This is a genomic window from Tepidibacillus sp. HK-1, assembly GCF_001748485.2.
Classification (GTDB): domain Bacteria; phylum Bacillota; class Bacilli; order Tepidibacillales; family Tepidibacillaceae; genus Tepidibacillus_B; species Tepidibacillus_B infernus.
Window position 1 is genome coordinate 1 of sequence record NZ_BDGM02000026.1, and the last position, 22,155, is coordinate 22,155.

20 protein-coding genes and 2 pseudogenes are annotated in these 22,155 nt (G+C 35.2%); 14 read left to right on the forward strand and 8 right to left on the reverse strand.

Annotated elements, in window-relative coordinates; translation table 11 throughout:
- Positions 1-206: 206 nt before the first annotated feature.
- The 9 genes and pseudogenes from BEN26_RS14320 to BEN26_RS12060 all read left to right on the forward strand — a co-directional run.
- Positions 207-314: pseudogene (locus BEN26_RS14320) on the forward strand (acyl-ACP thioesterase domain-containing protein); the annotation flags it as partial.
- Positions 309-683, forward strand: coding sequence for a hypothetical protein (locus BEN26_RS12025; RefSeq protein ID WP_399168469.1), 375 nt, complete (start codon positions 309-311; stop codon positions 681-683). The pseudogene BEN26_RS14320 and the gene BEN26_RS12025, both read left to right, overlap by 6 nt.
- A 227-nt stretch (positions 684-910) precedes the next feature.
- On the forward strand, positions 911-1,606 hold the full coding sequence (locus tag BEN26_RS12030) for a FadR/GntR family transcriptional regulator (RefSeq protein ID WP_069801106.1): 696 nt from the start codon (positions 911-913) through the stop codon (positions 1,604-1,606).
- A 111-nt stretch (positions 1,607-1,717) separates the two neighbouring features.
- Positions 1,718-2,743: a TAXI family TRAP transporter solute-binding subunit gene (locus BEN26_RS12035; protein WP_068722493.1), complete on the forward strand. Its 1,026-nt coding sequence runs from the start codon at positions 1,718-1,720 to the stop codon at positions 2,741-2,743.
- A gap of 69 nt (positions 2,744-2,812) precedes the next feature.
- Positions 2,813-4,768, forward strand: a complete 1,956-nt coding sequence (locus tag BEN26_RS12040; protein ID WP_069801105.1) for a TRAP transporter permease — start codon at positions 2,813-2,815, stop codon at positions 4,766-4,768.
- Positions 4,752-6,017 carry a nickel pincer cofactor-dependent isomerase, group 22 gene (locus BEN26_RS12045; protein WP_069801104.1) on the forward strand — a complete coding sequence of 422 codons (1,266 nt, stop codon included), beginning with the start codon at positions 4,752-4,754 and terminating at the stop codon, positions 6,015-6,017. The genes BEN26_RS12040 and BEN26_RS12045 overlap by 17 nt, the downstream gene beginning before the upstream one ends.
- A 64-nt stretch (positions 6,018-6,081) precedes the next feature.
- The gene (locus BEN26_RS12050) at positions 6,082-7,488 is read left to right on the forward strand and encodes an FAD-binding oxidoreductase (RefSeq protein WP_069801103.1); all 1,407 of its coding nucleotides are present in this window, start codon (positions 6,082-6,084) and stop codon (positions 7,486-7,488) included.
- Complete coding sequence (locus tag BEN26_RS12055; RefSeq protein ID WP_069801102.1) at positions 7,485-8,786, forward strand: (Fe-S)-binding protein; 1,302 nt, start codon at positions 7,485-7,487, stop codon at positions 8,784-8,786. Before BEN26_RS12050 ends, BEN26_RS12055 begins: the two co-directional genes overlap by 4 nt.
- Positions 8,787-8,960: 174 nt before the next feature.
- Positions 8,961-9,884 carry a fumarylacetoacetate hydrolase family protein gene (locus BEN26_RS12060; RefSeq protein WP_069801101.1) on the forward strand — a complete coding sequence of 308 codons (924 nt, stop codon included), beginning with the start codon at positions 8,961-8,963 and terminating at the stop codon, positions 9,882-9,884.
- A 66-nt stretch (positions 9,885-9,950) separates the two neighbouring features.
- Here the strand turns inward: BEN26_RS12060 and BEN26_RS12065 are convergent, their stop codons facing one another.
- From BEN26_RS12065 to BEN26_RS12075, 3 genes are all read right to left on the reverse strand, one after another.
- The gene (locus BEN26_RS12065) at positions 9,951-10,874 is read right to left on the reverse strand and encodes an AEC family transporter (RefSeq protein WP_068722505.1); all 924 of its coding nucleotides are present in this window, start codon (positions 10,872-10,874) and stop codon (positions 9,951-9,953) included.
- Positions 10,875-10,943: 69 nt separating this feature from the next.
- Entirely contained in the window at positions 10,944-11,573 is a 630-nt protein-coding gene (locus tag BEN26_RS12070) for a hypothetical protein (protein WP_069801100.1), read from the reverse strand.
- Positions 11,574-11,860: 287 nt separating this feature from the next.
- Positions 11,861-13,228 (reverse strand): alanine/glycine:cation symporter family protein, encoded by a 1,368-nt coding sequence (locus BEN26_RS12075; RefSeq protein WP_069801099.1) that lies wholly within the window; start codon positions 13,226-13,228, stop codon positions 11,861-11,863.
- A gap of 307 nt (positions 13,229-13,535) precedes the next feature.
- On the opposite strand from BEN26_RS12075, the gene BEN26_RS12080 reads away from it, so the two are divergent.
- A complete protein-coding gene (locus BEN26_RS12080; protein WP_068722511.1) occupies positions 13,536-14,393 on the forward strand; it encodes a sugar diacid recognition domain-containing protein in 858 nt (285 codons plus the stop codon).
- A 112-nt stretch (positions 14,394-14,505) separates the two neighbouring features.
- Positions 14,506-15,156, forward strand: a complete 651-nt coding sequence (gene trhA / locus BEN26_RS12085; protein ID WP_084818911.1) for a PAQR family membrane homeostasis protein TrhA — start codon at positions 14,506-14,508, stop codon at positions 15,154-15,156.
- Between the two features lie 94 nt (positions 15,157-15,250).
- Here the strand turns inward: trhA and BEN26_RS12090 are convergent, their stop codons facing one another.
- Positions 15,251-15,430, reverse strand: coding sequence for a hypothetical protein (locus BEN26_RS12090; RefSeq protein ID WP_069801098.1), 180 nt, complete (start codon positions 15,428-15,430; stop codon positions 15,251-15,253).
- Positions 15,431-15,725: 295 nt separating this feature from the next.
- Here BEN26_RS12090 and BEN26_RS12095 point away from each other — a divergent pair.
- Positions 15,726-16,319: pseudogene (locus BEN26_RS12095) on the forward strand (superoxide dismutase); the annotation flags it as partial.
- A gap of 85 nt (positions 16,320-16,404) precedes the next feature.
- Here the strand turns inward: BEN26_RS12095 and BEN26_RS12100 are convergent.
- Positions 16,405-16,965 carry a hypothetical protein gene (locus BEN26_RS12100; protein WP_069801096.1) on the reverse strand — a complete coding sequence of 187 codons (561 nt, stop codon included), beginning with the start codon at positions 16,963-16,965 and terminating at the stop codon, positions 16,405-16,407.
- 221 nt (positions 16,966-17,186) lie between these two features.
- Positions 17,187-18,173: a metal-dependent hydrolase gene (locus BEN26_RS12105; RefSeq protein WP_069801095.1), complete on the reverse strand. Its 987-nt coding sequence runs from the start codon at positions 18,171-18,173 to the stop codon at positions 17,187-17,189.
- Positions 18,174-18,350: 177 nt separating this feature from the next.
- Between BEN26_RS12105 and mutY the strand changes: the two genes are divergently transcribed.
- Together mutY and BEN26_RS12115 are read left to right on the forward strand one after the other, a co-directional pair.
- Positions 18,351-19,412: an A/G-specific adenine glycosylase gene (mutY, locus tag BEN26_RS12110; protein WP_069801094.1), complete on the forward strand. Its 1,062-nt coding sequence runs from the start codon at positions 18,351-18,353 to the stop codon at positions 19,410-19,412.
- A gap of 121 nt (positions 19,413-19,533) precedes the next feature.
- Positions 19,534-20,988 carry a PGAP1-like alpha/beta domain-containing protein gene (locus BEN26_RS12115; protein WP_069801093.1) on the forward strand — a complete coding sequence of 485 codons (1,455 nt, stop codon included), beginning with the start codon at positions 19,534-19,536 and terminating at the stop codon, positions 20,986-20,988.
- Here BEN26_RS12115 and BEN26_RS12120 read toward each other — a convergent pair.
- The gene (locus BEN26_RS12120) at positions 20,971-21,270 is read right to left on the reverse strand and encodes an AzlD domain-containing protein (RefSeq protein ID WP_068722525.1); all 300 of its coding nucleotides are present in this window, start codon (positions 21,268-21,270) and stop codon (positions 20,971-20,973) included. The two genes, BEN26_RS12115 and BEN26_RS12120, sit on opposite strands and share 18 nt — an antisense overlap.
- Positions 21,267-21,947 carry an AzlC family ABC transporter permease gene (locus tag BEN26_RS12125; RefSeq protein WP_069801143.1) on the reverse strand — a complete coding sequence of 227 codons (681 nt, stop codon included), beginning with the start codon at positions 21,945-21,947 and terminating at the stop codon, positions 21,267-21,269. The genes BEN26_RS12120 and BEN26_RS12125 overlap by 4 nt, the downstream gene beginning before the upstream one ends.
- Between the last annotated feature and the right edge of the window lie 208 nt (positions 21,948-22,155).

Below are 22,155 nucleotides of genomic sequence, written 5' to 3' on the forward strand. Positions count from 1 at the left end.
CATTGTGATTGTGGTTTTGTGGCAGATAGAGATTGGAACGCTTCTATCAATATCAAGCGTGAAGGATTGCGACTGTTAGTATAATCATAAATAGAGCATGGAACAGGCTCGATAGCTAAGTAAATTTCGTACCGTTAGGTGCGATTACCTTAGAAGCCCCCACCTCTAAGCGAAACGTAGGTGGCGGGTAGTTCACTGCCTATCGGGAATTTAAAGTGACTGATGAACATGGCAAATTAATGGTTTATGCCTTTTCTCGGTGGGTGCTATTAGATACTGAAAAAATGCGGTTAACCAAGATTCCGAAAATGATCTATCAAGCTTATGGTTTAGACCCTGAACAAATAAAAGATTCTGAGATGAGTAAATTGGATGAGCCAAGAGAAATTGAATATATGAAGGATTTTACTGTTCGTTATAGTGATATTGATACGAATAAGCATGTGAATAACGCCAAGTATGTAGAATGGGCTATAGAAACAATACCATTAGAAACTGTATTAAATTACAGTTTGAATAATATCAAGGCAATGTATAAGAAAGAAACTAAATATGGAACTAAGGTTCAAGTGAGAACAGAGATCGTAACCGAAAGTGATCAATTGAGAGGGTTGCATCAGATTGTTGATGAACAAGATACGACATTATGTTTGTTAGAAACCACTTGGAAGGCTATGGATTGATGAATTTCAAAATTGCCAAATGGATTTTGCATCTCTTAACTAAACCAGTTAGAAATATTAAATGTTCTTTTAAATGAGTTATATTATTAAAATATTTTAAAAATATATTGAAAAAATAATTTTCAGAATATAAAATAAAAAATAATAGTGTAGGTGGTCAGGACACCTAATGATTGATCCAATAATAAAGATAGGGAAGAAATTAAGCATTTCTTAGGAGAGTTTTTATGATTTTTGAGCCGATTAAAAAGAAAAGAGTTTATCAAATTGTTATTGAAAGAATAAAATCTTCCATTGAATCTGGGCAATTAAAGCCAGGGGATAAATTACCTTCAGAAAGGGAAATGGCCAAATTACTAAATGTTTCTCGTTCTGCAGTCAGAGAAGCCCTTAGTGTTATGGAATATTATGGAATGGTAGAAATCAAAACGGGAATTGGCGTTTTTTTGGTTGAAGATCAGGTTAATCAACTATTAAACAAGATGAATATTTTACTGTTTAATTATGGAATACAATTGGGAGAAATTTTAGAAGTAAGACAAGGGATTGAATCACAAGCTGCTTATTTGGCGGCCCAAAGAGCCACTTCAGAAGATTTAACAAAGATAAAGAAAGCGCTTACAAAACTAGAAAGAGCTGTAATAGAAAATAAAATTGCTGCAAAAGAAGATTACGAATTTCATCGTGCTGTCGTTCAAGCCAGTAAAAATCATATGCTTATACAGATGATTTATCTTATAGCTGATTATTTTATCCAAGGGCTAAATAAAAGTAGGCAAGAGTCTTTAAAAATCCCAGGTAGAAGTCAACAAATTTTAAATGAACATAAAGAGATATATGATGCGATTGCCGTAAAAGATCCAAATCTTGCTAGTAAAAAGATGTGGGATCATTTAGAACATGTGAAGTCGAGGTTTAATTAAAAATAAAGTTTAATGAAGGAGGTGCTTTTTATTCATTCAGTTTTTATAGAGAAAAAGGGACTTTAAAGTCATCATTCTAAAGAAAATTTTTAAAAAAAGAGGGGGAGAAAAATGAGGAAAAAAGGTTTAAAAATGATAGCGATGATAGTAATGATCAGCATGATAATTGGTCTGGTTGGATGTTCATCATCAACCACTTCAAGTAATGGTGGAGGCGGAATGAAATTTATTAATATTGCTACCGCTTCAACAGGTGGATCCTATTATCCAATTGGGGTAGGAATGGCGACTTTGTGGACAGAAAAGTTGAAAGGAGTTAATGCAAGTGCCCAATCCTCGGCAGGTTCTGTAGAAAATATTGACCTATTAAGAAACGGGGAAGCACAAATTGCGATTTTTCAGGGATTAATTGGTTCTATGGCCTACCAAGGAAAAGGTGCTTTTGAAGGAAAAAAATATGATGGATTACGTTCAATTTCCATGCTTTGGCCCAATGTTGAACATTTTGTTTTAAAAGAAGAACTAGCTAAAACAGGGAATATTCTTGATTTAAAGGGATCTAATTTTTCCGTAGGACCACAAGCAAGCGGAACAGAACAATCTACAATGGTGATCTTTGAAGGAGTTGGCCTTTCAAAAGCAGATATTAAACCTGATTATCTTGGTTATAATGATGCGGCTTCAGCTATAAAAGATGGTAGAATAAGTGGCGCATCAATGCCAGCTGGTACTCCTGTAGCAGCAGTTACTGATTTATATGCTAGTAAAGCCGGTGTTAAGGTACTTGAGTTCACAGATGAACAATTAGCAAGTATTAACAAGTTGTATAATACTTGGTTCCGTTTTGTCATTCCTGTTGAAACTTATCCAGGTCAAAAGGAAGAGATCAAAACAATTGCTCAACCTAACTGGTTAGGTGTTGCCAATACAGTAGATGAAAAATTAGTATACGATTTAACGAAGACTTTATTTGAAAATTTAGATTACATGTACTCTGTACATAACAGTGCCAAGAGTATTAAGTTGGAAACATCCTTAAATGGTTTGCCTGCACCATTACACATCGGGGCATATAAATATTTTAAAGAAAAAGGACTCGAGATTCCAGAACACTTAATACCACCAGAAGCCAAATAAACGAAAATTTAATGAAAAAGGGTGGCATAAACCACCCTCTTACCATCTTTATTAAAGGGGAGATGAAAAATGGAATCTAAAAAGGCAAAAATAGAAAAACAGGAAGTGGTCAATCCTCAGCGTCAATTTACTGGCTTTCAAGGGAAAATTGTTGCAGTGTTTGCCATTCTTTTTTCTGTCTTTCAGATCTATGCCAATAGTATTGGTATAATTCAAGAAATCCACCGAAATGCGATACATTTGGGGTTTTTATTGGTTTTATCCTTTTTGCTATTCCCAGGAAATAAGAAATCGAGTACTCATAAATTTAGCCTATGGGATATTCTTCTAGCTATTGGTGGGGTTATCGTAGGTTTATATATCGTTATCTTTTATAAAGATATCTTTGTTGCCCGAGGTGGGCAAGCGAATTTACTAGATTATATTGTAGCGGGATTAGCAATCGTCCTTACCCTAATTGCAGGAAAAAGAACGATTGGTTGGTTTATACCCATTCTTGGTATCATATTTTTACTTTATGCTAGATTTGGTGAATTTTCCTTTTTAGGAATGTTTGCTCATCAAAACTTTACAACAGAACGTTTACTTTACCGTATGTATATGACGACAGAAGGATTGTTAGGAATTACGATTTCTATATCATCTACTTACATCTTCTTATTTATTTTATTTGGTGCCTTTCTTAGTGCTAGTGGTGCTGCTGACTTATTTAATGATTTAGCATTAGCGATAGCAGGTAAGAGACGTGGTGGTCCTGCACAGGTAGCCATTCTTTCTAGCGCGATGATGGGTACATTAAGTGGAAGTGCTGTAGCAAATGTAGCTACTACAGGTACATTTACGATTCCCTTAATGAAAAAGATCGGTTATGCACCACATTTTGCTGGTGCAGTAGAAGCTGCGTCTTCTACTGGCGGGATGATGATGCCACCAATCATGGGTGCAGCCGCCTTTATTATGGCAGGTTTTGTAGGTGTTCCTTATTCAACAGTAATGTTGGCTGCTGTGATTCCGGCATTGCTTTATTATGCAGGGGTAATCATTATGGTGGATATAGAGGCTAAACGTTTGGGACTTAGTGGATTAAGTGCTGAAACATTACCAAGAGTTTGGGATGTTTTAAAAAAACGTGGGTTATTATTAATACCTATTATTGTTATAGTATGGACACTTTTTGAAGGAAGAACCCCACTATATGCTGGTTTTGCAGGAATTATTTCCACCATTTTAGCAAGTTGGTTTCATAAAGATACAAGAATTGGCCCAAAGAAAATTTTACAAGCCTTTGAAGAGGCTGGACGAGGCGCCATTCAAGTTGGTATTGCAACAGCTGCAACAGGAATTATCGTCGGTGTAGTGGGTATGACAGGAGTAGGATCCGTACTTGCTTATAACATCCTGAAAATTTCCTTTGGTCAATTATCAGTTGCTTTAGTATTAGTTATGTTAACAGCGATCGTTCTAAGTTTAGGATTACCTTCAACTGCTTTATATATAGTGGTTGCGGTTACGGCAGCACCTGCATTAGTAGAAGCAGGTATTCCTCCTCTTGCAGCACACTTTTTCGTCTTTTGGTTTGGCGTGCTATCTAACGTTACACCTCCTGTTGCATTAGCATCATATACGGCTGGAGGAATTGCAGGAGCCGACCCAATGAAAACAGGATGGACAGGATTAAAATTAACAATCGCAGGCTTTATTATTCCGTTTATGTTTGCTTATAATCCTGTCATTTTGATGCAAACGTTAGATGGAAGTCCTGTTTCGTTTGATAAGGTTATCTTGGCAGCTATTACTGGATTATTCGGAGTATTTTCCCTTGCTGTTGCTGTTCTAAATTACTATCGCTCACCTTTAAATTGGTTAGAAAGAATTCTATTCTTCTTAGCAGCAATTTTCATGATTAAACCTGGGATTATTACCGATGCTATAGGAATTGGGTTACTCGTTATTTCTTTATTTATCCAGATAAAGAAACAAAAAGAAGTGATCAATAGAGGTACCAATCATGAATACTTGGCCTAAAATCTACAAACTCAAACAAACTTTTTCCAATCAACCGATTTTAAAGGATATTGAAGAAACGATTGCTAAAGAAGTGGAATATGTGATAAGTCAAAGTCAACTATTAGCAGGATCAAGCATCGCAATTCCTGCTGGTAGCAGAGGGATATCCAATATCGTCATTATTTTAAAAACGATCATTACAAAATTAAAGGAAATGGGATATCAACCTTTCCTTTTTTCTGCAATGGGCAGTCATGGTGGAGGTATAAGTGAAGGGCAAAAAAGTATATTGGAAAGCCTAGGTATAACAGAAGATGTGATGAAATGCCCAGTTATCTTCTCTTCAGAAGTAGTTCAACTTGGAAATACAGATCAGGAGATAACAGGGCTACCTGTATATGTGGCTAAGGAAGCAGTAAAAGCAGACGGAATACTTGTCGTTAATCGTATAAAAGCCCATACTTCTTTTACAGGAACATATGAAAGTGGATTACTTAAGATGATGGCAGTAGGAATGGGGAGAGCAAAAGGAGCATCAATGGTTCATTCATTAGGTGCAGAGTATCTTGCTAAGTCCATTCCTTCTATTGCCATAAAGGCGATGGAATTAGCACCTATTATTGGAGGAATTGGGATTGTAGAAAATGCGTTAGAAGAAACAGCAATGATCAAAGGTTTGTATAAAGATGAAATTTTAAAAGAGGAAAAGAGACTGTTACAAATAGCAAAATCCTATATGCCTAAACTTCCAGTAAAAGATATTGATTTAGCCATTATTTTACAGATGGGCAAGAACTACAGCGGTACAGGAATGGATACGAATGTCATCGGTAGACTTCGGATCGAAGGAGTACCTGAACCTACTCACACGAATATCCGCTATCTTGCTGTTTTAGATTTATCTGAAGAATCTCATGGGAATGCAACTGGTATTGGTTTAGCTGATTTTACAACAGAAAAGTTAGTGAGAAAAATCGATAAACAGGCAACCTATCTAAATTGCATGACAAGCGGTTTTGTTACTAGAGCTGCAATACCTATGACTTTTCCAGATGATAAGACATTATTTGAGGGGATTGAAAAAGTATTAAAACGAGATGATTTATCAAATTTTAAAATAGCTATCATCAAAAACACCTTACAAATTGATGAATTATGGGTTTCGGAAGCAATATTTCAAACTTTGCAAGGAGAAAAAAATTTTGAATTACTAGAAGGTCCCCTAAATATAAAATTTGATGAAACCAATTCGCTCACCTTAAATTAAGGGCTATAAGTAAGTAGTGGTGTGAAAGCTTTCCGTGTGCAAGATAATTTGGGAGGGGATAATAATGGAAAATAGAGTAATAGAGAAGATTAAGAGATTAATACCCGATCCGAAAAGAGTCATGACCGATATCTCTGATTTATATAGTTATTCTTATGATGGTTCTTTCGGTACTTATCTACCAGATATCGTTGTGCAGCCGAAAAGTAAAGATGAAATTGTTCGTCTCGTACAATTAGCCAATCAAGAGAAGCTTCCTATTTACCCTCGAGGACAATCGACGGGTTTAAGTGGTGGGTCTCTGCCAGTCAAAGGGGGGCTTGTTCTTGATTTATCGAAAATGAACCAAACCCTGATTATCGATCCAGATAATCTAGTAGCAATCGTCTCACCAGGAGTCTTAACCGCAGATATTCATAAAGCGGCTGAACAATATGGTTTGATGTACCCACCTGATCCAAGTAGTTCCCATGTTTCTACGATTGGAGGAAACCTTGCAGAAAATTCGGGTGGTCCAAAGGGATTAAAATATGGAGTAACCAAAGATTATGTGATTGGACTTGAAGTGGTAACCCCTGAAGGAAAAGTAATTCGTACAGGTGGAAAAACGGTAAAAAACGTTACTGGGTACGATTTAACCAAGTTGATTGTTGGTTCAGAAGGTACACTTGGCATTATTACCGAAGCGATCTTACGATTAGTGCCAAAACCACTTACGACAGAAACATCAATGGTCATTTTTAACGATATTGTCGATTCAGGTCGGGCGATTTCGAAAATATTAACAAGTGGTATATTACCTTCTAAATTAGAATTAATGGATCAGGCATCCATTCAAGCTGTTGAAGACTATGAACCTGTAGGCCTTCCCCGTGACGCAGAAGCGATTCTTCTTATAGAAGTAGACGGGCACCCTTTAGCAGTGAAAGATGAAATCGAACAAGTAAAAGAAATTTGCAGCCAATTAGGAGCGAGAGAAGTGAAAATCGCCACGACCAAAGAAGAACGGGAAGAACTATGGCGGGCGAGAAAACTGGTTTCTCCAGCAATTGTAAAAATTAAACCGACCAAAATTTCTGAAGATGCAACGGTTCCAAGAAGCAAAATCCCAGAGATGTTTAAACGGTTAAAAGAAATAAAAGAAAAATATCAGATTCATCTTGTGATTTTTGGTCATGCAGGGGATGGTAATCTACATCCAAATATTATTGCCAATAAGCTAGATAAAGAAGAAATGAAACGGGTAGAAAAGGCCGTAGAAGAAATTTTTCGCGCTACAATTGAACTTGGAGGGACACTCTCAGGAGAACATGGAATTGGAACCATGAAGGCCCCCTTTATGGAAATGGAATTAGGTGAAGAGGGTTTAGAGATGATGAAACGCATTAAAAAAGCATGGGACCCCAATAATATCTTAAATCCTGGAAAAATTTTCCCTGAACCAGGTCAGAAGTTGGTGTTAAGTGAATGAGTACACTACTTAATCAACTCCAACAGGATTTACGCTATGATTTAACCAATGCCTGTGTCCAATGCGGTTATTGTTTACCTGTTTGCCCTACGTATCTAACAATGGAGAAAGAAACCCACTCTCCTCGGGGAAGAATCAATCTCGTCAAAATGGTGGCAGAAGGGAAAATCAAAGATATTAATCAAATTAGAGAACCATTAGAACTATGTGTTGGTTGTCGAGCCTGTGAAACAGCTTGCCCAACTGGAGTACAGTATGAAAGGATTCTTGATTCTGCAAAGAAAGTTTTAGAAAAACATAAGACCTATAAACCCTCTGTTCGGATCATTCGAAATATCTTATTTAAACACGTTTTTCCCAAACAGAAGGTTATGGTTTCTTTAGGTAATCTAATTTGGTTATATCAAAAAACAGGTTTACAAAAAATGGCTCACACTACAAAAATAATAGATTTATTACCTTACCATTTAGGTGAGTATGAACGTACATTACCAATATTACCATCCAATCATAATAGGAAAAAAGAAAGTACGCTTAAAAACACAAATCAGAAGCCAAAGATAAAAGTTGCCTTTTTTCAAGGATGTATTATGCAAGGAATTTACCAGCGGATTAATCATTATACTGTAGAGTTGATGAAGCTAGCGAATATTGAAGTTGTCATTCCTGAAAATCAAACCTGTTGTGGGGCTTTACATGCTCACTCAGGTGGCCATGAGCAGGCGATTGCATTAGCAAAACAAAATATTGATGTATTTGAAAAACTAGACATTGATTATATTGTAAATAATGCTGGAGGGTGTGGTGCGGCGCTCAATGAGTACGATCAATTACTTACCGATGACCCCGACTATGCAGAAAAGGCAAAGCGTTTTGTAGCAAAAGTTAGGGATATTAGTCAAGTCTTGGTGGAAGCGAGTCCTCTCCCGTTAAAAAAACAAGTGAACGAAATTGTTACTTATCAACGTTCTTGTCATATGACAAATGTCCAAAAAATAAAAGAGGAACCTTTAGAACTGATTAAACAAATTCCTGGTCTAAAATTAGTAGAAATGAAAAGACCCAACATGTGTTGTGGATCAGGCGGGATCTATAATTTAATCCATTATGAGGAATCAATGAAAATCTTAAACTTAAAAATGGATACAGTAAAAGAGACCCATGCCTCAACAATCATCACAACAAATCCAGGATGCTTGATTCAAATGCAAAAAGGCGTGATCGACCAAGGGCTCCAACAAAAGGTAAGAGTCGTCCATTTAGTAGAGCTATTAGCTGAGTCAACTGGAATCATGTGAACTATTCGTCACTTTACGTATTCACGTTTGAAGTAGCAGCTTTTTATTTAAAGATTAGATATTTCTTTAAGCGGAGGTTGGTATTAAGCTTTCATCATTTATAAAGACTAGAAGGTTTTATACAATGATAATAATAAAAAATATAAATTTATTAAGAAAGGAAATGGGGAGAAAATGAGATTTGTAACTTTTCAACTAGGGCAAGAAACAAAACTAGGAGTCGTTAATGAGGAAGTTACAGAAGTGATTGATTTGCAGAGAGCTCAATCAGCTAAAGAGGTTAAACTTTTACCAACCTCTATGATAGAGGCGATAACACTTGGAGATAGTTTTATTAAAGATGTAAATGAATTGTTAGAATGGGTAGAACTACAAGAAAATAGGAATTGGGTATATCAGCTAAATTCTGAAGAGGTTACATTGCTGGCTCCAATTCCTCGCCCGCCAAAGAATATATTCTGCTTAGGTAAAAACTATGCCGCCCATGCTTTGGAAATGGGCTCTGCTGATGAAATACCAAAACATCCAATGGTATTTACAAAAGCAGCCACTTCCGTTAATGGTCCTTTTGCAGATATATGGAATCATTCAGACATCACGAGTGCATTAGATTATGAAGGTGAATTAGCTGTTGTTATTGGGAAAAAGGGAAGTAAAATATCCAAGGAAGAAGCATTTGATTATGTTTTTGGTTATACAATGATCAATGACATTACAGCACGTGATTTACAAAAACGTCACAAGCAGTTCTTTTTAGGAAAAAGTTTGGATACGGCTTGTCCTATGGGACCATTTATTGCCTATAAATCTTTAATAATAGACCCTAATAATTTACATATTGAAACCCGTGTTAATGGTGAAGTTCGTCAGTCAGCTAATACCGAACAACTTATTTTTGACATCCCAACAATCATTTCAACTATCTCACAGGGAACAACTCTTGAGCCGGGAGATGTAATTGCAACCGGAACGCCAGCGGGTGTTGGAGAGGGATTCACCCCTCCACGATATTTAAAAGCTAATGATATTGTTGAAATACACGTGGAAGGTTTAGGATGGTTACGGAATAAGATTATAGAATCCAGTAATAGATTATAGAGTATAACCCCATTTTGGGGTTATTGTGTTTAACCCTGTACATTTGGATTAAGAGTATCATTTTTTTCACAAAAATAATCTTACTAAATAGATTACCATCGTAACTGTTAATGAACTAAATAAAGTACTAAGTAATACGACCTGTGCCGCATATTCAGGTTCATTGTTATATTCCTGAGCAATAATTGCACTATTTACTGCTGTGGGCATTGATGCGGATAATATCATCGCTTGAGCCATTATCCCTTCAATATGAAACAACCAAATTATGACAAATGATATAGCTGGTCCGACTAATAAGCGGAAAAAAAGACTAAAAAAGATAGTTAGATTAATATATTGTATTTTCAAATTAGCAACCTGCGCACCTAATGTTAACAATGCAATCGCTATTAAAGCATCTGATATATAGTTAACTGGAACCAACACAAAGGATGGGACCTGTATATTTAAAACATTAAATAAAATTCCTAATGCCATAGCGTAAAAGACTGGCATTTTAAAGTAACTTAAAATCGTCTTAAGATTTCTACCGTTTACTGACTGTAAAGCAAATACTCCATATGAAAAAGTAAAGATATTTTGTAGTGTTAAAACAATAACTTGTATACTCATTGCAAAAGTATCATGCCGAAATACTAAATCATTAACTGGAACCCCATAGTTTCCAGAATTATAAAAAATGACACTATTGGAAAACGCTGTTCCCAAACCTTTTTCATGATGAAAGATTTTATTTACTAGCCAAGTCAGAAAATACAAAAAAGCTATTTGAAGAACAAAAAAGAGAAATATCTGTAAAAATAAATATAGTGAGAATTCAACATTATATAGCTTAGTAAAGATAATAGATGGAACTAGATAATAAATATTAATTTTCGCTAATGTATATAAATCTAGTTGAAATTTCCGATGCAACCAAAAGCCTAAAGAAATTAATATAAAAACTGGTAAAATGATATCGACAAGAATGGTAAAAAATTCATGCATCGTTTGACCTCTTTTCTATTCAGTTGAACAGTTACCACGAAACCTCTAAGCGCCTCCAAAGAAGTTCACTTATTTCAATTCAGTTAGAATGGTTTTCTCCACCTCTTCTAAACTTTTTTCATAAAAGATTTCCCATTCAACACGTTGAGGTGCAGGAAGTAGTGAGACAGTTAAATCTATATCTACTTGTCTAAGCTGATTCTGTTTCCATTTTAAATAGCTATAATAAAGAAGACGAGTAGAGAAGATCGGGTATTCAAGCCCTTTCGATAATAGCTCAATTTGTTTTTGTTCATTTTGTTGCTGTAGTAAAGGAACTTTAGCAAAAATCCCTTCTAGTCTCAAAAAGGCTTGGTACAATGGGGATGGAACATGTAACGAATCTGTTTTAGGCTGTAAAAAATATTTAAAATAGGTTTGGCTTGCAAGATTCATATAGGCTTTATAATCTTCTACACGAAATTTCAGTCCACGCTCTAATGCTTTTGTTACGGATTGCTCGAGTGTCGTATAAAAAACATGATCTTCTATATGAGCATATAACGGTTTAATTCGTAACAATGATTTCATATAATAAAACTTCAACTGATCTTTTGCTTGATTACTATCTTCTAAGGATTTCTTCCAAAGCAGATGTATTTCTGAAGAAGTAAGTTCTTTTGTTTCATTGATTCTTTTTTCAATTTCCTGTATATTCATGCTAATCCCCTCTTTTCTTTTCTATCCTTAATTTTAACATAATATGACAAAAACTTCATTCTGATATGATATTTAGTAAAAGTTGAGGTGGGGGATTTTATCAGTCCAATATTCCTGTAAATACGGTCATTGGAGCAGACTGCAAAATTAGTTTATGCCTATGTTTTATCACCAAATATGGTAGAGTGAAAAGAAACAGGTGCATTTCCCCAATAGGAATGCACCTCTTTAAACTTTCTCTTACTTACTCCATCCCCTTATTTTTCTAGATCTAAAATTTAATTAAATCAACCTGAAAAAGTGGAGGTTTGCTTTTCTAGTTCTAATTTGCGTTGCTCTTGGAAACGTTTTGTTTCCGCTACGACAATACCAGATAAGCCTAGAAGACCAATTAAGTTTGGAACAGCCATCATTCCATTTAGCACGTCAGCAATATCCCAAACAGTTTTTAATTCAAAGGTGGTTCCAATAAAGACTGCAATGGTGAAAACTAAACGATAGAAAAATACAGATTTTGCACCAAATAGATATTCGAAACTCTTCTCACCATAATAAGCCCAACCAAGAATCGTGGAATAAGCAAATAAAATAATTCCGATGGAAACAATCCATTGACCTATATTGGGTAAGAATTGCTCAAAGGCTCTAACAGTAAGTTCAGCAGCTTGAGGGTTACTTAAATCAACCCCGGCATATAGACCACTCATAACAAGTACAATCCCTGTTATACTTGCAACAACAATCGTATCTAAGAAGGTCCCTGTCATCGATACAAGTGCCTGACGACCTGGCATATCTGTTTTTGCTGCAGCCGCAGCAATTGGTGCAGATCCCAATCCAGCCTCATTAGAGAAAACTCCTCTTGCCACTCCGTAACGAATAACAGCTCCAAGAGCACCACCTACAGCCGCTTGGCCAGTAAAAGCATTTCCGAAAATAAGGCCAAGAGCACCTGGCACCTTGTCAAGATTTAAGAAAATAATAATTAATCCTCCTAAAACATAAAAAACAGCCATGAGTGGAACGAGATAAGAGGTAACTTTACCAATACTTTTGATACCACCTAAAAGAACTAAGCCAGTAAAAATCATAAGAATAATTCCAGTAATCCAAGGAGTTAATCCTGTGCTTTCTTGAACAGCTAAAGCAACAGAGTTAGATTGAACCATATTACCAATACCAAATGCAGCAAAGGAAGCAAATAGCGCAAATAGTACACCTAACCATTTCCAGCCTAAGCCTTTCTCGATATAGTACATTGGTCCGCCAGCCATCTCACCTCTTGCATCAATTGTCCGATATTTTACTGCAAGAATGGCTTCTGCATACTTGGTTGCCATACCAAAGATCGCTGTGACCCACATCCAAAAGACAGCTCCAGGTCCACCAAAGATAACAGCTGTTGCTACACCAGCAATGTTACCTGTGCCAATCGTAGCAGCTAAAGCGGTCATTAATGCGGCAAAGTGGGAAATATCTCCCTCTGATTGATCATCTTGATTTTTAGAGAAAGCAAGTTTTAGGGCATAAGGTAATTGAGAAAATTGCATGAATTTTAAACGAAGAGAAAGAAAAATACCAGTTCCGACAAGAAGAATCAACATCGGAGGACCCCAGACAATGTCACCGAGTGTGCCAATCAAGTCTTTTAACATAACATCACCTCTCAAAATAATTTTTATAATATTTATACTTTTATATTTATTCATTCATTTTACACAAAAAATATCCTTTAGTAAATTAAATTATTCAAGAAATTTCAATGAAAAAAATACTTTTGTAAAATAAATGAGAACAATGCTTAAGAATTAAAAATAGTAAATTCGCCCTAAATTTATGTGTATGTACGAAAAATATGGTACTTATGGCCTCTTTTTTTAGTTAACATGTAGAGTGAAAATGTTTCCCCTTTCATATATAATCTAAGCAGTTATGGATAATATTGGAGAGGATGAATGTAAAGTGAGTAATGACATCATGAGTGTACAAGAGGGATTTTATGATGAGATTGTCCAAATCCTTCATGAGGAAACAGGCCAACATGTGAATGTAATGGGAGAAGGTGGAGTGATTATCTCATCTACAAGACCAGAACGTATTGGCACCATTCATGAAAGTGCAAGACAAATCATGTTAGGAATGATCAATGAAGCGTTGGTAACAGAGGAAGAAGCTGCAAAGTTAGAAGGTGTTCGTGCAGGATGCAATCTACCAATTGAATATCAAGGGAAACGGATTGGGGTCATCGGAATGACTGGTGATCCACAGATGATGAAACCGATCGTTCGCGTTGCCGTTCGTACAGTAATCTTATGGATAAAGAATAATGAACATCAAATAAAACAGCAAAAAGCTGCAGAAAATGTCTATGGCCAATTACAAAATATGGCTGCCACGATTGAAGAATTAGCTGCTAGTTCCGAAGATTTTGCTGTTACAAGCAAATCTACTTCAGCCGAAGTAATCAATGCAGGGGATCAAGTAAAAGAAGTAACCACCGCTTTGAAATTAATTAAGGATATCGCCTCGCAAAGTAAATTGATTGGCCTTAATGCGGCAATTGAAGCAGCACGAGCTGGAGAAGCAGGCAGAGGATTTACAATTGTGGCCAATGAAATACGAAAACTTGCAAGTAATAGTGAAGAATCTGTAAAACAAGTTCAAGAGATTTTAGTGCTTGTTCATCAGGCCTTTGCTAATATTCTTCAACAGGTACAGGTAAATGAAAATAAGGCAAAGGAACAATCGATTGCCCTTCAAGAACTAGCAAAATATGTTGAAGAAGTAGAGGATATGATGGAAAACTTAGTGCAAGAGTGAATAATGATAGACTCAATCGATGATTGGGTCTTTTTAATTTGTTTTTTATTCAAAAATTGGGTATGATTAATTTTATAGTTTAATCATTTAAGGGAGAAAAGAGGTAAGCTAGTTGAAAAATATTTTAAAGATGAAGGAACCTGTAAACACTTGGACCCATTTCGTTTCCTTTATTGCGGCCATTGTTGGACTAGTCTTTTTAGTCATCCTATCTAGGGATAATCTTTCAAAACTTGTCATCATGACTATTTACGGGATAAGTGTAATTTTGCTTTATGGTGCAAGTTCTTTGTATCATTGGATTAAAACAACACCTAAAAAAGAGTTGGTATTAAAAAAATTAGATCATGTAGCGATCTATATTTTAATTGCCGGATCTTACACTCCAGTCTTTTATTTCGGCTTAGAAGGGATATGGAAGTGGGCAATGCTTATTTCAGTATGGGTACTCGCTATTATCGGTATCATACTAAAAATATGGTTTATCCACCTTCCTCGTTATGTATCTACAGCTTTTTATGTTTCTTTAGGCTGGATTGCCTTAGTTCCATTATTTCAATTGATTGGCCAGCTTCCAACAGGAGCAATGGTACTTATGTTTGTTGGCGGGGTAGCTTATACGATTGGAGCTATTATTTATGCAACCAAATGGCTAGATTTTTTCCCGAATCGATTTGGATTTCATGAGATTTTCCATATCTTCGTCGTAATAGGAAGTGTCGTTCACTTTTTTATGATGTTATTTTATATTATCCCTCTATAGAATATAAAAATCTTCAAAATTAAACCCCATCTTAAAGGTGGGGTTTTTCATATACAGCATACACAGCACGAGCATACATAAAAAATAGGGTTTACTAAAGGATCGTATTTACCTGATCAATCGTATAATCAACATTTTCAATTATATTTTCGTTGAGTAGTTTCTCTAATAATTCTTCCGCGTGTTCCTTCTTATTAAATCCTTGGATAATATCTCTGCTTATCAATTTATCGCCTTTTTTATTTTTGTACACATCTTTATATACTACCCACATGATAATTCCTCCTTTTCTAAGATAATTTCTCACTTTTATTGTATATGTTTAAACATGTAAATTCAACTAACTATTTAAAATTTTAAAAAAATTGGGACTATAGCATTTTCAATATTTATATACTAAAAAACTTATTATACTTTTTTGTTGACTTTATTTAATAATTATTGCATAATAATACCAGAGGTAAGTTATGGCAAAATAATTGGATAGTTTAAGAAGTTTTGGAGAAATTAAGAGGTAGAGCAAATTCTACATACTTGTTTATTTAAAAGGAGGAATTAAAATGAAAAAACATGAATTACCTGCATTACCTTATGATTACAATGCTTTAGAACCTCATTATGATGAGCAAACTGTACGACTACACCATGATATTCACCACAAAGGATATGTAGATGGGCTAAATAAAGCATTAGAAAAATTAGCAGAAGCTCGCCAAACAGGTGACTTTGCTTTAATTAAACATTGGGAAAGAGAAGCTGCTTTTCATGGGTCAGGCCATTATTTACACAGCATTTTCTGGACGAATTTAACACCAAATGGTGGAGGGGAACCAACAGGTGCTCTTGCAGAGCAAATTCAACAAGACTTTGGTAGTTTTGAAGCATTTAAAAAGCAAATGGCTGCTGCAACGGTTGCAGTTGAAGGTTCTGGTTGGGGAATCTTGGGTTGGGATCGTACCTCAGAACAATTAGTTATCCTTCAAGCTGAAAAGCATCAAGATTTGACGATTTGGGGAGTTATTCCTGTATTAGTGATGGATGTTTGGGAACACGCATACTATTTAAAATATCAAAATAAGCGTGCAGCATTTGTTGATGCGTTGTGGAATATTATTAACTGGGCAGACATAAGCAGACGTTTTGAAGAAGCTCGCGCAAAATAATGATAGGGAAAAGGGTATATTTTAATCATATACGGTCTTTATGTATAAATGGTAAAAGCCTCGTGCGTATGCGAGGCTTTTATACTTATTTTATTGTTTTATTATCTAATAACCATTTGTCATCTACTTTTTTTACTGTATAAGTGATAGTTTTACCATTATCAGTAACGGTTAAAGTGGCTTGATCGCCCTCAACTGTAAACGTATCTTGTTCAGTTAAAGTGTGACTTGAAAGAATAAAATAGTCTTCAGGTAATTGTAAAGTAGGAACTTGTCCTAATGTTAGAACATCTTCCATTTTAACATAGTTACTTACTGCTTCGTTTGCGCCATTTTCAGTATAATATTGACTTAAAAACTTTTTTACATCATCAAGTGTTTTATATCTTGATTTAGCAACTAAATAACTTGTATCAGAACCCTCTGGTGTAAAATCTTCGAAAATAAGGGTTAATTTGTTTTCCGCTATAAGAATTGCAGATTGAACATTTGTTTTTTCCTTTTCAAGGTCTTGTGGTGTTTCAGCCGTTTGCCCAGCTTTGTTTTCTGGTTCTTCTTTTGATGCAGATGAACATCCTACTAGGGAAATAGACATAATTGTGATGAGTGATACGATCATTAAAATAAACCATTTACTTTTGTTCACTTGTAAAAGCCTCCTCATATCCCTTCGTGATTTGTTATGATTGCAAAACAATGATCTTTATAAAATTATTTTGCAACAAGTTTTATGTTACAATAAATACCAAATAGTTTCAATAATGTTATGTAAAGTTATATTAAGTTGCAAAATATAGAAAATTTTAATAATATCAGTATTTTAAAGATATAATATAGTAACGCTTTAGTTAAATAATAATAGTTATGTTAACTTTGGTTTAATAATGAATGGATTTTTTTTGTTAAATGTTCCTGATTATAGACCCAACCTATATAAGAATCGATGATTTGCATTTCTTCATTTAATAAGACAATACCGATAAAAGGATAATGGTTTTTAAAACGATAACGTAAATCAATAAATCTTACCTCATACCCAAAAGAGGTCTTCTTCCACATTGGGTATGCGTAATCTGTTAAGGATAAAAACACTTCAATTTTTTTGTCTTGTTTAGCCATGATAATACTTTGATGATCTTTGAACTTCTTTTTTTCATCTATCCATTCCAATTGGTCGTTACGGATAACCCCGATACGATAAGTTTCATCATTTTCTTCAATTACATTCCATGTCGTCCATTGGATTGTTGGAAGAATGGTAATTTTACCCGTTACCTTATAGTCTTGGCGTAGCGTAGAGATAAGGTTATGATGAAAACATAGTCTCCATACGAGATAAATGATTGTCAAAAGATAAAGAAGCGAAAAAAGAATTTTTGGATCTAACCATTCAAAACTCCAAATTAAAATACCAACAATATGACTAACAAAAATAAATGGATCAAATATATTGATTGTATTTAAGGCTATCCATTTTTGACTGAACGGTCGTAATGCCTGTGTTCCATAAGGATTAAACAGATCTAAAAAGACATGTAAAAAGACAGAGATAAAGATCCATAACCATAGATGTGAAAATGGGATCGTTGGATAAAAGATGAGGAGAAAAAATGAAATTAAAGTTGGCCAGACAAAAAAAGCCGGCAATGAGTGGGTAATCCCACGATGGTTTTTGATATAATTAGCGGTTCCACCGAGCATTCTCGTAATTCCATCAAAATCTGGGGCTTGTGATCCAATCACTGTTCCAAGAAGAATAGCTTGTGCCAAAAGTGGTTCTTGAGAAACAACTGGATCGATATGGGCCAGACCTGCTAAACTGATGCCAATAACAAAATGGGTTCCTGTATCCATGTTTTTTCTCCTCCGGATTTCTTTTCATTGTTATAATGGTACCCCACAAAAGTATTCGGAATAAGCTTCGAAGGAAGTCGTCACTTTTGTGGGCTGTGTTGTAGAATCTATTATAGACGAGAAATAGCTTTTTAATCCAGTGGATCAAAGACAACATGAAGGAGAGAGAAACTAGATTTGGTAGACAAAGATCTTTTTCAAAAGAAACTATTAGAGTGGTACCATGAAACGAAAAGGGATTTACCTTGGCGAAGGGACCAAAATCCGTATTACATATGGGTTTCAGAAATTATGCTGCAACAGACCAGAGTAGATACTGTGATCCCTTATTATCAAAACTTTATCAATCAATTTCCTACACTTGAACATCTAGCTAATGCAGAGGAAGAACAAGTATTAAAAGTATGGGAAGGGTTAGGCTATTATTCACGAGCACGTAACCTGCTAAAAGGTGTAAAGGAAGTTCAAGCAAAATATAATGGAATCGTTCCTAACCAAAAGACAGAAATCCTTCATTTGCCTGGAATTGGCCCTTACACAGCTGGTGCGATTTTAAGCATTGCTTATGGTAAAAAAGAACCAGCAGTTGATGGGAATGTGATGCGAGTTATTTCCCGTATTTTCCATTTGTTTGATGATATTACCAAGGCAAAGACAAGATTGAAAATCGAAAACCTAGTCCTTCAACTTATTCCTGAGGAGGAAGCAGGTTCATTTAACCAAGCTTTAATGGAATTGGGAGCCCTTGTTTGTACGCCAAAATCTCCACAATGTTTAATTTGTCCAATGATGGACTTATGTGAAGGAAGAAAAGAAGGGGATCATGAGGACTTACCGGTTAAGGCAACAAAAAAAGCCATTAAAGCAATTCATCGTTTAAGTCTTGTCATTGAGACCGAACAAGAAGTATTTTTAGTAAAAAGACCTGATAAAGGTTTATTAGCAAAAATGTGGGAGGTACCCTCCTTAGAAAGCCAAGACCCATTAACGAAAAATGAATGGGAAGAGATGATTGATCAGATGTATGGCTTTCATTTGAAATTAGACCAAGCTTGGATGAATGTGCAACATACTTTTACTCATCTTCATTGGAATATGATGGTCTATAGGATAGGTATTGAGCAGCTTGAGCATGATTCAAATTGGCCTAAACAGTGGGTTTTGTTCAAAAAAGCGGAGCTTCATAAGCTAAGTTTTCCTAAAGCTTATCATAATGTTATTCGAAAAATCATTGAATAAAAGGTGCTGCCCCTCAATCATATTGGTAACACATTCCTTTATAAAGGAATATTTATTGAAAATATTGTGAAACCTTCATTTCAAGAAAGTCATAGAATAGTGTAGAAATGGGGTGATAAATATGAGTCAATCCTATCCTGTTTTAGTTTCAAGAAATCCTTTTAGACGAATTGGAAATTGGTATGTAGGTTTACCCGAAGAAGAGACTGAGAAACCGCCTCTACTTTTTGTCCATGGCTTACATAGCAGTTCAAAAAAGTGGTTTGAAAATACAAATCAATCGGGCCATAATGACATGTATCAATTAGCTAAAAGGGCAGGCTATCCAACTGCTTTTGTAGACTTGAATACCGGTCAGGAAAGCATATGGGAAAATGGAAAAATTCTCAGTCAAAGGATCAAAGAAATCTATCATTTTTTTGGCAATAAAAAAATAAATATTATCGGCCATAGTAAAGGAGGAGTCGACGCCCAGACTGCCCTAATTTTTTATCAGAGCTATGAATATGTAGACCGTTTAATCACATTAGGAACTCCCCATTATGGAAGTCCTTTAGCAGATTTGGCTTTTAGCGATAAAGGGAGACATTTAGCTAAATTATTAGCCTATAACGATTTGGGAACGTATCAAATGCAGACAGGTTATATGCAGAAAATGAGAGAAAAGATAGATGTCATGGCAAAAAAAAAACCAATAGCTTATTACACCATCTATGGTGTTGATGCAACAAATCATCTTTCATCCTATTTGCATTGGAGTGGAAAATATTTAAGTCAATATGGGGCAAATGATGGAGTTGTACTTGTTAAAGATGCCGGTCTACCCTATTCAACACATATCAGTGGCCATTGGAATCATGACAATATACGGCTAGGTAAAAATATATTTCCTTTTATAGATAGAATTGTGAATACACACAAAAAAATAAACCCCATTCAGTTGGAGCAAAGAAAGCAGGAATGGATCCTTTATCCATTACTATTACATGGTGGACAATTAAGAGGAAATCAAGAAACCTTTCAATTTTATGTACCAAAGTATGAAAAAGGAATAGATATTCAAGGATTAAGTAGCTCAGCACAAGTTGAAATTGAATTAGTGATGCCCAATCAACAAAAAATAAGGATGAGAAGTGAAGGTATTCAAATGGATGATTTGTTTGATGGAGCTTATTTATATCAATTTTCATTGTCAAACCCTAAATCAGGAGCGTACCAGATTCATATCAAAGGAAATAGGCGGGAAGCCTTTTTTATCATGGTTTCTCTTGATTCCTTTCAACATGAAGCAATCCATATAAGACAGGAAAATCTATGTGATTCGGTATCAACTCTACAAATTCAATTTCAATCTCCAGATTATTGGCAAAAGGATTCGCTTATGATTCATATCAATGGAGGTCAAAACCAATTAACACCAAGGATCAACCATTCAATGATTAATGCTGAATGGCGTTTACCCAATGTTAAATCAATCGCAAACCTAAGAGTTCATCTCTCTATGAAGACCAAATACGGAGAAAAAATAGAGCGAGACTATGTGAAATCATTTGTCCATTCAAAATATAAATTGTAAAAATAACATCACCATTAAACTACTAATCACGACTAAAATTAGATTTGAATAGAACCAAGCTATAATCGCCCCAATAATACCAGCTATTAATCCATAAGTAGGATGTGAAGGGTTAGCCTCCATAATTCCAGGAAAAATTAAAGCACCTAAGACAGCATAAGGAACAAACTTTAACCAACGATTTAACCAATTAGGAAATTGAAATTGTTTAAATAACATAGGAAACATTCTTGGTAAGTAAGTAACAATGAACATGGCAAAGATTAATATCCAAGTATTCATATGATTTCCTCCTCTTGAGGTAGAAACGCACCTACCGTAGTTGCTATTAATGTGGCAATGATAATCGTCCAGCCACTTGAAAGTGAAGTAAATACCATAGAGATGATCCAGTTCATTAAACCACTAAAGATGGCAATAAAAGTGATTTGCCATGATTTTTTCATAGAGGGAACCAATAAGCCAATAAACATCACATAAAGAGCAATACCCATACCCGCTGTTAAAGAAGCTGGAATCATTTGAGAAAATAGGCTACCAATAAAAGTTCCTACTACCCAACCAACATATGCTGTGGCGGCTAATCCTAAAAAATATTTTCCTCCAATATTGAATTTCTCTTCGCTCATACTTGCAACAACAAACGTTTCATCAGTGATACCAAAGGATAACAAACTACTGATCATAGGTGTTGCCTGTAACTTTCTAGATAAAGATGTACTCATCAGAAGATGTCGCAAATTAAGAATAAACGTGGTTAAAACGATTTCAAGTATTTGAGCATGGGATTGAAGTAAATTGATTGCAATAAATTGGCTTGCTCCTGCAAATACCCAAATGGACATTCCTGTTGCTTCAAAAGGATTCAATCCTGCTTGAATTGATAAGATACCAAAAGTTAAAGCAATAGGTAAATAGCCAATGGCAATGGGCAAACCATCTTTGATTCCTAATCTCATTTCTCCCACTGTATAAACCTACCTTTCCTCATACAAGCAAAATATTGAACATATTATAGCATAAAAAAACCAGGCGATGACCTGGTTTTTTTTTAAGATTAAGAAAGTATAACTTTCTTCCATTAGTCATTTAAGGGTTTGTATATTCCATAAGCTGCGACCTTCAGAAGTGCCCTTCTCTCCGTAATCTTTATTCATAGAAGGGCAC

Bases quoted from the DNA above. Each gene is read 5' to 3' on its own strand.
- BEN26_RS12025 (WP_399168469.1), top strand. From the start codon at position 309: ATGATCTATCAAGCTTATGGTTTAGACCCTGAACAAATAAAAGATTCT.
- BEN26_RS12030 (WP_069801106.1), top strand. From the start codon at position 911: ATGATTTTTGAGCCGATTAAAAAGAAAAGAGTTTATCAAATTGTTATT.
- BEN26_RS12035 (WP_068722493.1), top strand. From the start codon at position 1,718: ATGAGGAAAAAAGGTTTAAAAATGATAGCGATGATAGTAATGATCAGC.
- BEN26_RS12040 (WP_069801105.1), top strand. From the start codon at position 2,813: ATGGAATCTAAAAAGGCAAAAATAGAAAAACAGGAAGTGGTCAATCCT.
- BEN26_RS12045 (WP_069801104.1), top strand. From the start codon at position 4,752: ATGAATACTTGGCCTAAAATCTACAAACTCAAACAAACTTTTTCCAAT.
- BEN26_RS12050 (WP_069801103.1), top strand. From the start codon at position 6,082: ATGGAAAATAGAGTAATAGAGAAGATTAAGAGATTAATACCCGATCCG.
- BEN26_RS12055 (WP_069801102.1), top strand. From the start codon at position 7,485: ATGAGTACACTACTTAATCAACTCCAACAGGATTTACGCTATGATTTA.
- BEN26_RS12060 (WP_069801101.1), top strand. From the start codon at position 8,961: ATGAGATTTGTAACTTTTCAACTAGGGCAAGAAACAAAACTAGGAGTC.
- BEN26_RS12065 (WP_068722505.1), bottom strand. From the start codon at position 10,874: ATGCATGAATTTTTTACCATTCTTGTCGATATCATTTTACCAGTTTTT.
- BEN26_RS12070 (WP_069801100.1), bottom strand. From the start codon at position 11,573: ATGAATATACAGGAAATTGAAAAAAGAATCAATGAAACAAAAGAACTT.
- BEN26_RS12075 (WP_069801099.1), bottom strand. From the start codon at position 13,228: ATGTTAAAAGACTTGATTGGCACACTCGGTGACATTGTCTGGGGTCCT.
- BEN26_RS12090 (WP_069801098.1), bottom strand. From the start codon at position 15,430: ATGTGGGTAGTATATAAAGATGTGTACAAAAATAAAAAAGGCGATAAA.
- BEN26_RS12105 (WP_069801095.1), bottom strand. From the start codon at position 18,173: ATGGATACAGGAACCCATTTTGTTATTGGCATCAGTTTAGCAGGTCTG.
- BEN26_RS12115 (WP_069801093.1), top strand. From the start codon at position 19,534: ATGAGTCAATCCTATCCTGTTTTAGTTTCAAGAAATCCTTTTAGACGA.
- BEN26_RS12120 (WP_068722525.1), bottom strand. From the start codon at position 21,270: ATGAATACTTGGATATTAATCTTTGCCATGTTCATTGTTACTTACTTA.
- BEN26_RS12125 (WP_069801143.1), bottom strand. From the start codon at position 21,947: ATGAGATTAGGAATCAAAGATGGTTTGCCCATTGCCATTGGCTATTTA.